This window comes from Acidobacteriota bacterium, assembly GCA_012517875.1.
Lineage (GTDB): Bacteria > Acidobacteriota > JAAYUB01 > JAAYUB01 > JAAYUB01 > JAAYUB01.
In genome coordinates, this window is record JAAYUB010000116.1 from 1 (window position 1) to 13228 (window position 13228).

Genomic DNA, 13228 nt, shown 5'->3' on the forward strand with positions numbered 1-13228 from the left:
CAAAAGAGACCGGAGTTCGAGCGGCCGCCTTCCGCGCTGATCATACCAATCCGAACGCCCTCGTGCCAAGGAGATCATGCGCCCGATTTTTCATCATGCTGAAAAATCTTTTTGACTTCTAACGGAGTATCTTTGTGGTGACAGCTTCCCACACCCTGAAAATTGTGCCGTCGAGGGTCGGAATCGTGTATAGTATGGTTTCGTTTTTCCAGCGGAGGTATAAATGACGAAGAAACTGCTCTCCGGCGATGAAGCCATTGCCCGAGGCGCCTGGGAGTACGGCGTCCGGTTCGCCTCGGCCTATCCCGGCACCCCGAGCACCGAGATCCTCGAGGCCATTGCCCAATACCGGGAGATCGAGGCGCAGTGGTCCACCAACGAGAAGGTCGCCTTCGAGATCGCCATGGGCGCCTCCATCGGCGGCGCCCGGACGCTCGTGGCCATGAAGCACGTCGGGGTCAACGTCGCGGCCGACCCACTCATGACGTTTGCCTACACCGGCGTCAACGGTGGATTCATACTCGTCTCCGCCGACGATCCGAGCATGCACTCGTCGCAGAACGAGCAGGACAACCGGCGGTTCGCCGCCTTCGCCAAAATCCCCATGCTGGAGCCCAGCGACTCGGCCGAAGCCAAGGATTTTGTCGGCGCGGCGTTGGAGATCAGCGAGACGTTCGACTCGCCGGTCATGCTCCGGATCACCACCCGCACCGCCCACGGCAAGAGTGTGGCGCTGCTCGGCGAGCGGCAGGAGCATGCGTTGCGCAACCCCGGCAAGATCGACCGGGAGAAGTTCGTCATGCTCCCCATGTACGCCCGCCGCCGCCGCCTGGTCATCGCTGAGCGCGAGGAGCGCCTGGCGCGGTTCGCCGAGGAGACGCCGCTGAACCGCATCGAGCCCGGCGACCGTCGCGTCGGCTTCGTCACCTCGGGCGGCGCCTACGCCTACGTCAAGGAAATCTGGCCCGAGGCGTCGTTCCTGAAGCTGGGGCTGACCAACCCGATTCCCGCCGGGATGATCCGCCGGTTCGCCGCCTCGGTGGACCGTCTCATCGTGGTGGAGGAGCTGGACCCATACCTCGAGGAGCAGATCCGGATCCTGGGGCTCCCCGTCGAGGGCAAGTCCATCTTCCCGGCCATCGGCGAGCTGACGCCCGACATCGTCCGCGCCTGTCTGGCCAAGGCCGGCCTGCTGGAAGCGGCCGCCGCGCCGACCCATGCGGCGATGGACGGCCTGACCCCGCGGCCGCCGGCCATGTGCCCGGGATGTCCGCACCTCGGGATGTACCTGGCGCTGGGCAAGCTGCGCGACGCCACCATCACCGGTGACATCGGCTGCTACACCTTGGGCGCGCTGCCGCCCGTCAACGCGTTGGACACCTGCATCTGCATGGGCGCGAGCATCGGCGCCGCTATCGGGATCCAGAAGGCCCTGGGCGACGGCAAGAACATCGTCGCCGTGATCGGCGACTCCACCTTCCTCCACTCGGGCATCACCGGGCTGCTGGACGCCATCTACAACAAGAGCTCCATCACCATCATCATCAGCAACAACGGGATCACCGCCATGACCGGCGGGCAGGAGCACGCCGCCAGCGGCCATAACCTCCGCGGCGAGCCCACCTACAGCGTCGACCTGGTGGCCCTGTGCAAGGGCCTGGGTGTGGAACACGTCTTCGCCGCCGATCCCACCGACCACAAAGCGTTCAGCCAGCTGGTCAAGCGGGAGACCCAGTCCGACCACCTGTCGGTGATCGTCTCCAGTCAGCCGTGCGTGCTCTACCCCCAGAAGGTGAAGCGCGGCAAGTACGCCGTCGAGCCCGAGATCTGCATCGGCTGCGGCGCCTGCCGCAAGTCGGCCTGCCCGGCGCTCCTCAAGTCCGGCCAGAAGACAGACAAGGGGCACTTCAAGACGGTGATCGACGGGGAGCTTTGCACCGGCTGCGGCCTGTGCGCGTCGGTGTGTCCCGTCAGCGCCATCCAGCCCGTCGAGAAAGGAATGTAAGCCATGACCACCCCGACCACGAACATCCTGCTGGTGGGCGTCGGCGGACAGGGCATCATCCTGGCCAGCGAAATCATCGCCGAGACCGCGCTCCGGAGCGGCCTCGACGCCAAGAAGAGCGAGGTTCACGGCATGAGCCAGCGCGGCGGCGTCGTGAGCAGCCACGTCCGGTTCGGTCCCGTGGTGCACTCGCCGCTCATCGAGGAGGGGCGCGCCGACGTCATCCTGTCGTTCGAAATCCTGGAGTCGCTGCGCTGGCTGAATTTCCTCGCGCCGGCCGGCGCCGTGCTCGCCAACACCCAGCAGATCGTGCCGCCCATCGCTGCGGCCGGCCTGACCACATATCTCGATGACCCGGCCGCCGAGCTCGCGGCGCGGGTGCCCGGCGCGGTGCTGGTGCCCGCCGACGCGATCGCCCGGGAGCTGGGGAACAACCGGCTGGTCAACAGCGTGATGTTGGGCGTGCTGTCCACGATGTCGCCGCTGGACGTCGACGCCTGGCGGACTGTGGTGGCCGAGTTCGTGCCGGCCAAGGCCCGCGACGCCAACCGGGCCGCCTTCGAGCGCGGCCGGGCGCTGCGCGTGGTCTGACCGGCCGGCCGGTATCATCGATTCGGTTGCCCACGGGGAGGGAGCCGTCCGTGTTCGGATTCACGCGGCGCGCCGCCCGGCGCCTGCTGCATGACCCCAAGGCCCTCGGCCGGCTGGGTGAATGGCTGGCCCACCGCCGGCTCGCCGCCGATGGTTTCGACGTGGTGGCCCGCAACTGGCGCGCGCCGTTCGGCGAGGTGGATCTCGTGGCCCGGCGGGGTGAGGCGATCCATTTTGTCGAGGTCAAGACGCGGGTGCGCCACGCCCGGTGGCGACCCGAGGACGCGGTCACCGTGGAGAAGATCGAGCGCTACGGCCGGTTGGCCGCCTACTTCCTGAAAGAGCATGGCCTCCGGGATATCCCGGTCCGCTACCACGTCGTCGCCGTCATCTTCGATCCCGACGGGAGCCACGAACTGGAGTTCATCGAGAACGCGTTCAAGCCGTGAAGAGTCAGGAGTTGGGAGATAGGAGATAGGAGATCGGCAAGAATTGGTTTGTGCTTGTAATTCGTAATCGTAATTCCCAACCCGGCGGAGCCGGAACCAAAGGTGCATGATCGTGAACTCCAGCTCCGTGCCGCGATGCCGGGTCTCCGGCAAGCCCGTCCAGTTTCAAAGACAATAGCCAGGCGCCGCCCGGCGCAGCCGGGCAGCGCCTGGAAACCCGAATATTTTTACACGGTGCGCCCCTGGACAGGGGCGCGGGGAAGCGTGGATTTCGCCGACACTCTTTCCTCGCGCCCCGTACCCGGGGCGCGGCGCGTCAACTATTTGGCCTTCCAGGCGCTGCCCCGCGTTCGCGGGGCTGCGCCTGGCTATTTTCGTCGTGAATGCGGAGACGGTGTCGATCGATAATGGAGTGGGCAACCCGTCCGACGGCGCGGCGAAAATCCTGCCAAAAATTGTCAGAAAAACTGGAGTAACTGAGTAATCGTAATTCGTGATCGTCATCGAGGCTCGAGACTTGAAGCTAGAGGCTCGTTCCCGAAACGCCGACATCGGGATTCGGACTTCGGACATCGGCAGTTGATTCACCGCTCCACCCCTTGCCTTGAGTACCTGATAACCGTCCACCCGTTACCCATTACCCGTCACCCTTCAATCTTCAGCCTTCAACCTTTAGTCTGCATTGAATTTCTTCCCGTCTCTGTGAAGTCCGGGAACCTGTGAACTTTAAATCTGCGAATTTTCAAACCTTCAAAAAGCTCAATTGCGATCACGACTACGACTTACGATCACGATTACGAATTTCGATTACGAGCACGATTAACAGTTACGAACACGAATCCAAACCATTCACCGTTTCCTGCTTACTGGTTACTGTTCACTCCTGTCTCCTGTCTCCAACGAACAGTCACAGGTTGAGTCGGCGGAGAGATAGTCGACAATCGCGGGGGTGACGTCGGGGAGGGCGGCGATGCGCTCCACCAGCGCGGCGGCGCCCGGACCCCAGGCCAGCAGAGGCACCGGCGCGCGGGTGTGACCGCGCGTGCCCAGGTCCTCGATGTTGCCGTGGTCGCTGGTGAGCAGCACGGTGGTGCGCGCCAGATCGATGCCCGCCAGCGCCGATTCGAGGAACTCGTCGAGCAGGCGCAGGATCAGCCGGGCGAATTCCGGTTCGCCGCTGTGGCCGGCGTAATCGGTCATGAAATACTCATACAACATGAAGGGACAGCCGGTGGTCAATCCGGCCAGGATCCGGCCGCCCGCCGCGGCCGTCTGCAGCGGCAGGTCGTGGCCCTGTTCCTGCAGGAACAGGTTGGTGAAATCCTGGTACAGCGACCGCCCCGCACGCTGGTCGGAGAATGTGCGCAGCTGGCGGCCGCCGGCCAGCGCCGCCCACGTGGTGACGGAAAGCCGCCGCAGCCGGTAGAACCGCATGAACTCGGGGCTGAACGTGTTGATAAAGTCGCCGGCGACTCCCCGCCGGGCCAGCTTCAGGAACAGACTTTCCCGTTCCAGCAGGCGGCGCAGGATCCGGTTGGGAAATCCGTTGATGTGGCGGCCGGCCAGCGCGGCTGCGTTGACGCCGGTGAACAGCGTGGCCTGTCCGGTGGCGCTCTGGGGGAGTCCGTCCACGCCCAGGGTGGCATTGATGGGCCGGGCGGCGAAACCGGGCACCGCCACGGCGCCGCCGGCCAGCCGGGGCACGATCCGGAGGATCCCCAGGGCGGGATCCTGCAGCGGGTTCCGATCCGGGTCCGTACAGGTGGCGATCCCCAGTCCGTCGATGAAAATCAGCAATACGCGGGGCGGGTTGGTCAGCGGGTGCGTCGGGTGTTCGACCATGGCAAATCATTATCGCAGAAACGGCCAAAGCGACAAAGCGCTGCTGTAAAATACGGAAACTGGGGTACAATGACATCACGGAGATAACCTGCCATGAACGTCCGGATGCGACAGGACGCCCGCCAGATATTCGCTGAAGCGCTGGCGGCTGCCCAGCCCGCCGCCGCATTCGCCACCTGCCTGCGGCTCGACGGGGACCGGCTGGTGGCGGGCGGCCGCTCCGGTCTGGATCTGGGCGGCTTGGACCGCGTGTACGTGCTCGGCATCGGCAAGGCCGCCCCGGCGATGGCCCGGGCTCTCGGGGCGCTCGTGGCCCCACGCGCCCTGGCCGGCTACCTGGTGGCCAAAGCGGGGCAAGGCGAGGCCGTCCCCGGTTGTCAGGTGGTCGAAGCGGCCCATCCCGTCCCGGATGCCCGCAGCGTCGCGGCGGTGGAGGGCGCACTCCGCTGGCTGGACAGCTCGGTGCCGCCCGCAGCACCGGTCGTGGTGCTGGTGTCGGGCGGGTCGTCGGCCTTGTTCAGCCTGCCGGCCGGACGCCTCACCATCGCCGACAAGGCGGCGGTGACCGAGTTGCTGCTGCGGTGCGGCGCGGACATCGGCGAGGTCAACTGCGTCCGGAAGCACCTGTCCGCGGTGAAGGGCGGCCAGCTGGCCCGCCGCCTCGGACACCGGCCGGCCCTGACCCTGGCCCTGTCGGACGTGGTGGGCGACCGGCTGGACATCATCGGCTCCGGGCCCACCGTCGCCGATGCCTCCTCGTTCGCCGACGCTTGGCAGGTGCTGGAACGCTACGAGCTGACGCTGAAGGTGCCGGACGCGGTCCGCCACCACCTCGAAGCCGGCCTGGCGGGACAGATCCCCGAGACGATGCGATCCGACGATCCGATCCTGGCCAACAAGAACGCCGTGGTGGCGGGCAACAACCTGGCCGCTTGCCACGCGGCCAAGGAGTGCGCCCGCCGGCTCGGCTACCGGCCCTTGCTGGTATCCGACCACATCACCGGCGACACCGCCCACTGCGCGGCGTTCCACGCGGTGCTGGCGTACGACGTGGTGTACGCCCATCGGCCGGTGGCGCCGCCGGTGTGCCTGATTTCCGGCGGCGAGACCACCGTGCGTCTGCAGGGCGGCGGACTGGGTGGACGCAACATGGAGTTCGTGCTCCACTGCGTCCGGCGCCTGGCGGCCTGCATCGTGCCGGCGGTGGTCCTCTCGGCGGGCACCGACGGCAACGACGGCCCCACCGACGCGGCAGGCGCCCTGGCCGACAACGCGACGCTGGCGCGCGCTCAGATGCTGGGACTGGACCCCGGCGAGTTTTTATCCCGCAACGATTCGTACCGGTTTTTCCAACCCCTCAACGATTTGGTGATCACAGGCCCCACCGGCACCAACGTGATGGACATCCGCGTGGTGCTCATCGGTGAGCCGGTCCGGCCAGCCGCCGGGGGGGACCCCGGAGAGATGCCCTGATTCCAGCCGCGACACGGAGGCGCCGCCGCCCATGACCAAGATTCTGTATGTCGAGGACAATCCCGACAACTTCCGGCTGGTCAAGACCCTCCTGGAGACGTCAGGTTACGAGGTGGTGGGCGCCGCCGACGGGATTGAAGCCATCGTGCGGGCGCCGCAGGAAATGCCCGATCTGGTGCTGATGGACATCAACATCCCCTCACTCAGCGGCTACGAGGTGACCACCAAAATCAAGTCGATGAAAGGGCTCGAGGAAGTACCGGTGGTGGCCCTGACGGCCAAGACGATGAAGGGCGACAAGGACATGGCGCTGGCCGCCGGCTGTGTGGGGTTCATCGCCAAGCCCATCGATCCGTTCACCTTCGTCCAGGACGTGGAGAGCTTTCTCAAGGGCCGCCAGGACAAGATCCCCGTGGTCGAGGAGCAGTCCGTGCTCCGCGAGTACAGCCGCACGCTGGTGACGCACCTCGAGGAGAAGGTCACCCAGTTGCAGGAGTACAACCGCAAACTACAGGAGTCCGAGGAACGCTACCGGACGCTGGTGGAAAACGTCAACATCGGCATCTGGTTCCTGTCGCCCGAGCGGAACACCCTGTTCATGAACCAGCGCATGCGCGATTTGCTGGGGGTGGGCCAGCTGGATCCCGCCTCCCCCGACCGGTTCCTCGAAGAGGAAGCCGCAGAAGCGTTCCGGAACCACCTGCAGCTTTGCGCCGAGGGCCGCCCCCAGCTGTGGGAGACGAAGATCCTGACCATGCGCCGGGTGTCGCGGGAGGCGGTGGTTTCCGGCGTGGCCTTGGGGCAGCACCAGGGCGGAACCAGCGGCTTTCTGTTGTCCTTTCTCGATGTCACGGAGAAAAAGGCGCTGGAGCGGCAGCTCCAGCAGGTGCACAAGCTGGAGAGCCTGTCGACGCTCACCGCCGGCGTGGCGCACGATTTCAACAACATCCTGACCATCATCCAGAACAACGCCAAGCTCCTGGTGACGCGGAGCGACCTGCCGGAGGAGGACCTCCGCAAGCTGCGCAACATCGAGGGGGCGTCCGACCGCGGCTCGGCCCTCACCTCCCAGTTGCTGGCGTTCTCCCGAGAAAAGCCCACCAATCTTCAGGTGCTGGCGCCGGTGGAGGTGCTCCAGCGGTTTTGCACCTTCTTCGCCAACTACAAGAAGCCGTCGGTCCAGCTGCGCTATCCCACCTACGCCACGGTTCCCCGGATCGTCGCCGACGCCAACCAGGTGGAACAGGTCCTGCTGAACCTGGCCACCAACGCTCAGGACGCCATGCCCGGGGGCGGTGTGTTGGAATTCGACCTGCGCGCCGAGAGCCGCACCCGGGAGACGGTGATGAGCGGATCGGTCGGCGGCGACTACGTCTGCTTCATCGTCCGCGACACCGGCAACGGCATCCCGGCGGAAATCCGCCACCGGATCTTTGAGCCGTTCTTCACCACGAAGCCGCCGGGCAAGGGCACCGGCCTGGGGCTCAGCGCCGTATTCGGCATCGTCAAGCGCCACGAGGGTTTCATCGAAGTGGATTCCAAAGTGGGCGCCGGCACCGAGTTCCGGGTCTATTTCCCTGTGGAGGGGGAGAAATCGGAGATCCCCGGCGAGGTGGACCTGCGGATCCTGAGCCATGGCCGGTACACCGTGCTCGTGGTCGAGGACGAGGAGATGCTTGGCGACCTGCTGTGCGACATGCTCATGGAGTTGGGGATCAAGGTGCACTACGCCGAGAACCTGGCCAAGGCGCGGCAGATCCTAGACAGCAAGTCCGCGGAGATCAACTTCATCCTGCTGGATTACCAGCTCCCCGACATGGACGTTTCGGGCATCCTGAAATACCTGCGCACCGCCACGCCGCACATCCGGATCGTGTTTACCAGCGGCTATCGGCTCGAGGAGATCCGGCAGAAGGAGGGGCCCGTGGACATCGACGGCTTCCTCAAGAAGCCGTTCGACCTGCAGTCGCTCACCATGATGTTGAAGCAGATGCTGTGAGGCGGATCTCCGCGCCGCCGCCCTGTGCTGTCCGGTCTGGCGCCCCGGACGGCGTGCGGTTCAGGCCGGTTAGGTTGTGCGGACCGCTCAGCGGGGCTGCCGCCGGTCAAACCGTGCGGCGGCCAGGCCGATGGGTTTGACCGCCTGGGTGGCCAGATTCACTTCCCAGATGAAATGGACGGGCTCCCCGGTGCGGCCCTTCTGAAATGTGAAATCCAGCACGTGCGTGGCGGTATCTCTGGCCGTGGTCGTGTGCTCCACGTAGCGGTATTCGTCCGACGTGCCGTTCACCAGCTCGGCGAACGCCGGCCGCTGGGCCAAGAGCAGCCGGTAGGCGTCGCTCTGGCGGGCAGCCGGCACGGCCGGTGGTTTGGCGGCCGGTCGCGCGGCCGTGGCGGCGGGCGGTGCGGAAGCGACGGCCGCCGGCGGGGCGGGACGATTGGGGGCGCGGAGGACCTGCGGCGCCGCGGACGGCGGCGGCGGTGCCGCTGCCGCGGATTGCGGGGCGCCGCTGCCGATGGTGAAGCCGCTCGGGAGTATCGGCTCCCCTTCATCGGACGCAGTTGCCGCGGGTGATTGTTCGTTGGCATCCAACGCCGCCTGGTCGGTGGCGGGATTGGCGCTTGTGACGATCTGGGCGATCCGGTCGGTCCGGTCGGCCAGAGTGGTTCGCGTGGCCGGGATCAGGATCAGGGCCAGGATGAGCACCAGGCTGCCCATGGCGCCGGCGAGGTAGATGTAGGTCTTGCGGGAGAACCGCGTGTCATGGTCCTCCACCATGATGATGTCGGCAGTGGAAAGGGCCCGGCGCAGCTGCCGCGCCTGGCTCCTGAGGTCGGCCGGGCTGGGCGCCGGCTGACCGTCTGCGGGGATGGGAGTGTCGGCCGGGGGCCGCGTCTCGTCTGCTTGTGTCACGTCTCGACCTCCTGGGCTCCGCCATCCCTCGGATGACGGAAGAAACACTGGGTCCGGGCGCCGGACCGCGCAGCCCGCTTGACGTGAGCGCGGCGGCACCGATATGGATGTCGCGACCGGCCCGCAGGTTCATGTCGGGGATCGGCCGGTCCGCTTTCTATTATACGCAGATCGTGAATTTGGTTAAGCGCCCGGACCGTTCCGCGGCGAGCCGCACGACCGGGTGCGGTTCTGGTGTACAATTGGCAACGCCTGAACGCCGATCGTGAGGAACACCCGCAGCCATGACCGCCCCGCTGCTTGTCGAAGCCGAGTGCCCCGCCGCCGCCCCGGCGTCGGCGGGCGCGTCACGGCCCGGGGTGAGCGTTGTCATCCCGACCTGGAACGGCCGCCACCTGCTGGAGTGCTATCTGCCCGCTGTGCTGGCCGAGGCGGACGCCTACCGCCGGCTCACCGGCGCGGCGGCGGAGGTCCTGGTCGTCGACGACGGGAGCACGGACGGCACCGCGGAGTACCTGGCCCGCACCGCCGCCGCGGGAGTCCGCGTGGCGGCCCGCCAGGTCAACGGCGGTTTCGCCGCGGCCTGTAACACCGGGTTTGCGGCGGCGGCCCACCCGCTGGTGGTGCTCCTGAACAACGACGTGGAACCGGCGGCGGGTTTCCTTCCGCCGCTCCTCGAGCACTTCCGCGATCCGGCCGTCTTCGGCGTGACCTGCCGGGTGCTGCTGCCGGGTACTCGGGTGCTGAGCACCGGCGGCAAGGTGGGGATATTCCGGCGCGGCTACTGGAGCGCCCAGTTCAACTACGAACCGATCGGCGGCGGCAAGGGACCATGTCCCTCGTTCACGGCCATCGGCGGGTTCGCCGCGCTGGACCGCGGAAAAGTTCTGCAGCTCGGCGGTTTTCTGGACATCTTCAACCCGTTCTACTGGGAGGACATCGACCTGTCGTACCGCGCCTGGAAGCGGGGCTGGGAGATCCGCTATGAGCCGCGCAGCGTGGTTTACCATCAACCCAGCGCCACCATCGGCCGCGCCTTTCAGCAGCGTCGGATCGATACCGTCGCTGCGCGCAACCGGCTCCTGTTCCACTGGCTGGAGATCCGCGACCCCGGCATGCTGGCCCGCCACGCCGGGATGCTGGCGCTGCAAGTAGCGTCGCAGTGGGCCGGCCGGCGGCGGGAGTTTTACGGGGCGCTGGCGCAGGCGCTGCGGCGCCTGCCGGAAGTCCGCCGCCTCCGGCGGTCGATCCATCGCGGGGAAGTGCGGTCCGATCGCGAACTGGTGAGAATGTTCCAGGAACTGGCCCGCCGGTCGGACATCCGCATCATCCGTAGTCACGCCGAGGCGGAGGCGCTGGCCGCCGGCGCACCGGAGTAGTCAGCGGGATCCCGCAGTGATGGACCGAGGATCAGAGCCCGGCACCGGGAGCCTGGGCTTCCGGTGAGGCCTCCGGGATTTCGCTCGTGCCGGCGGTGGGCTTGCCGGCTGGTGGCTCCACCGTTGCCAACTCCACCTCAAGTCCTCCGATATACCGGGCCGCTAGGTTGTAGGCCCATGCCATCAGCGCGCCCATCAGGAAACCCGTCACCGCGTAGAAGATGGGAAAACCGAAGAGGGACACGGCACCGAGAATCAGGAAGATCGCACCTTCTTCCTCGCCCGAAGCCATGGTGACAGCCCCCGCGACGCCCATGATCACGCCGTAGAGCAACCCGCAGATGAGGCCGATCACCAGGAACATGACCCCCTGGATCTTGGCCAGGGACAGCGGTCCAATGCGCTGGATCCGATGCATGGCATCCTCCGTTGCCGATCCTCATCTCTTCCGGACGGGCCGGGCACACCGCCCGACGCTGCCCGTCCGATCATCACCAGGGCAGGGCGTCGGGTGACGCAGGGAGTTGGGCCAGCAGCACCTCCACCGCCCGGGCCAGCTGGGCGTCGGCGTCGGCGGCGAAATCCTGCTCCGGCGGCTGGACGACGATCACGTCCGGGACGCAGCCGTTGTTCTCCTGGTTGGTGCCGGAGCCGGCGACATACCAGCCGCGGCCCGGCAGCCGGACGAACGAGCCGTCGGTGAGCCGGGCGCCGCCGGTGGAGATCACCGCGCCGAAGGTGGGCATGCCCACGACGGAGCCGCGGCCCGTGGTCTTGAAGGCCCACGAGAAGATCTCGGCGTTGGAGTAGCTGTCCTGGTCGCAGAGCGTCAGCGCCGGTCGCGTCCAGGCTGACAGCAGGAGCCGCTCGGCATCGGGGTAGGCCTTCACCGCCGGATCGGCGCCGCGCGGCACGGTCCAGGCGTGGCGGCGGACGCTGAGCATGGCCATGAGATAGTCGGTGGTCCAGCCGCCGCCGTTGTTGCGGACGTCGATCAGCAGCCCCTGTTTGCCGTGGGCGGCGGCGAAGAGGTCGCGCTCGAACTCCTCGAGCGACGGCGCGTCCATGCCCTGGATGTGGATGTAGCCCAGCTTGCCGCCGGACCAGCGCTCCACCAGCGCGCGCCGCTCCTTGACCCAGGCGCGGTAACGGTCCTGGCGCCGCTGGGCGAAGGGGGCCGGCCGGAGCTCCACGTCGCGCTCGCCGTCGACGCCGGTGACACGCAGCACCGTCCGCTGCCGCACCGTGTCGGCGAGCAAGGCGAAGAAGTTGTCCCCCGCGGCCAGGCGGCGGCCGTTCACCGCCAGGATCCGGTCGCCGGCCCGGAGGCCGGCGTCGACGCGGGCGGCGGGCGAGCCCGCCAGGATGTCCGTCACCGTCACCGAGGTGCCATCGGCGGCCGGCTCCACCCGGAGGCCCAGCTCGCCGGTGGGGACGGGGCGCGGCGCCCCGGCGGCGGTGAAGCGCATGTGCGAGGCGTTGAGCTCGCCGCCCAGCAGGTTCTGCACCTCCTCGAAGTCCTCGCGGGTGGAGGCTCCCAGCGCCAGCGGCCGGTAGCGGTCTCTGAGCGCGGCCCAGTCGGCGCCGTGGAACGCCGGATCGTAGAAGCCCCGCTCCAGCTCGCGCCAGGCCTCCTCGTAGACCTGGCGGCGCAGGGCCGCCCGCTCCACCTCGTGGCGGGCGGTGAAGGCGACCGGGTCGCCGGGTTTCCCCTCGAGGTCGGTGACGCCCACCGTGCCCCGGCCGGTCCGGTACAGCACCTGCTTGCCGTCCTTGCTGAAGGCAGGTTGCGCCGGCCGCGTGTCGCCGGTGGTCAGACGCTTGAGCTCCTTGCCGTCCCAGCGCAGCTTGTACAGGTCGCGTTCGCCGTCCAGCGCGGCGCTGAACACAACGGTATGCCCATCGGGGGACACGGCCAGGTCGCCCTCGTCGCCCGGCAGGGCGTGCAGCAACCGCGCGCGTTCATGAATCTCCGCGAAGTCGATCTCCACTGGCGGCACCGGCGGCTCCTTCGCCTTGGCGGCCGTGTCGTCGCCGGCCGTTTTGCCCTTGTCCTCGGGCTTGGCCTTCTTGCCGGCCTCCTCATCGAACAGGAGCTGCCATTCCTCGGGGGAACGCTCGTGGTCGGCCCGCCGCAGGTAGACGGCCCACACGTCGAGGGTGGACGCATGGCGCTTGGAGAGCCAGTACAGCCGCCGCCCGTCGGGCGACCACACCGGGGCCGTATCGATCCCGGGGTGCTGCGAAATGTTCACGGCATCGCCGCCGGCGGCCGGCAGGATCAGGATATCGCTGTTGGCGGCCTGGTCTTCGCGGGAGACGGCGAGCCAGCGGGAGTCGGGCGACCAGACGAACTCCTGCTCCGTCCAGTGCGCCAGCAGGGCGCGGGCGCCGCTGCCGTCGGCGGCGGCGACGGTGAGGGTGCCCCGGTCGGCCAGATACGCCAGGTGCCGGCCGTCAGGCGAATACTTCGGGCGGAACTCGTCCGCCGGCGACTGGGTGAGGCGCGTCTCGACGAACGCGCCCGCTTTGACAAAGGCCCCGTCGTCGCGGCCGGCGGGCCGGGCGGAGTAGA

At 67.5% G+C, this 13228-nt stretch carries 10 protein-coding genes; 6 read left to right on the plus strand and 4 right to left on the minus strand.

The window, feature by feature from the left end; translation table 11 throughout:
* The first annotated feature begins 223 nt into the window (after positions 1 to 223).
* The 3 genes from iorA to GX414_12510 are packed head-to-tail and all read left to right on the plus strand — an operon-like array spanning position 224 to position 3045.
* Entirely contained in the window at positions 224 to 2005 is a 1782-nt protein-coding gene (gene iorA / locus GX414_12500; GenBank protein ID NLI47917.1) for an indolepyruvate ferredoxin oxidoreductase subunit alpha, read from the plus strand.
* Positions 2006 to 2008: 3 nt separating this feature from the next.
* Positions 2009 to 2596 carry an indolepyruvate oxidoreductase subunit beta gene (locus tag GX414_12505; protein ID NLI47918.1) on the plus strand — a complete coding sequence of 196 codons (588 nt, stop codon included), beginning with the start codon at positions 2009 to 2011 and terminating at the stop codon, positions 2594 to 2596.
* Between the two features lie 50 nt (positions 2597 to 2646).
* Positions 2647 to 3045, plus strand: coding sequence for a YraN family protein (locus GX414_12510; protein NLI47919.1), 399 nt, complete (start codon positions 2647 to 2649; stop codon positions 3043 to 3045).
* Between the two features lie 870 nt (positions 3046 to 3915).
* On the opposite strand, the gene GX414_12515 is transcribed toward GX414_12510, so the two are convergent.
* On the minus strand, positions 3916 to 4887 hold the full coding sequence (locus GX414_12515) for a hypothetical protein (GenBank protein NLI47920.1): 972 nt from the start codon (positions 4885 to 4887) through the stop codon (positions 3916 to 3918).
* Positions 4888 to 4980: 93 nt separating this feature from the next.
* On the opposite strand from GX414_12515, the gene GX414_12520 reads away from it, so the two are divergent.
* Positions 4981 to 6360 (plus strand): DUF4147 domain-containing protein, encoded by a 1380-nt coding sequence (locus tag GX414_12520; protein NLI47921.1) that lies wholly within the window; start codon positions 4981 to 4983, stop codon positions 6358 to 6360.
* 31 nt (positions 6361 to 6391) lie between these two features.
* A complete protein-coding gene (locus GX414_12525; GenBank protein NLI47922.1) occupies positions 6392 to 8359 on the plus strand; it encodes a response regulator in 1968 nt (655 codons plus the stop codon).
* A gap of 87 nt (positions 8360 to 8446) precedes the next feature.
* On the opposite strand, the gene GX414_12530 is transcribed toward GX414_12525, so the two are convergent.
* Positions 8447 to 9274, minus strand: a complete 828-nt coding sequence (locus GX414_12530) for a hypothetical protein (GenBank protein ID NLI47923.1) — start codon at positions 9272 to 9274, stop codon at positions 8447 to 8449.
* Between the two features lie 284 nt (positions 9275 to 9558).
* Between GX414_12530 and GX414_12535 the strand changes: the two genes are divergently transcribed.
* A complete protein-coding gene (locus GX414_12535; protein NLI47924.1) occupies positions 9559 to 10653 on the plus strand; it encodes a glycosyltransferase in 1095 nt (364 codons plus the stop codon).
* 31 nt (positions 10654 to 10684) lie between these two features.
* Here the strand turns inward: GX414_12535 and GX414_12540 are convergent, their stop codons facing one another.
* Positions 10685 to 11071: a hypothetical protein gene (locus GX414_12540; GenBank protein NLI47925.1), complete on the minus strand. Its 387-nt coding sequence runs from the start codon at positions 11069 to 11071 to the stop codon at positions 10685 to 10687.
* 73 nt (positions 11072 to 11144) lie between these two features.
* Positions 11145 to 13228: PDZ domain-containing protein (locus tag GX414_12545; protein ID NLI47926.1), on the minus strand; the 2084-nt coding region annotated here is incomplete at its 5' end.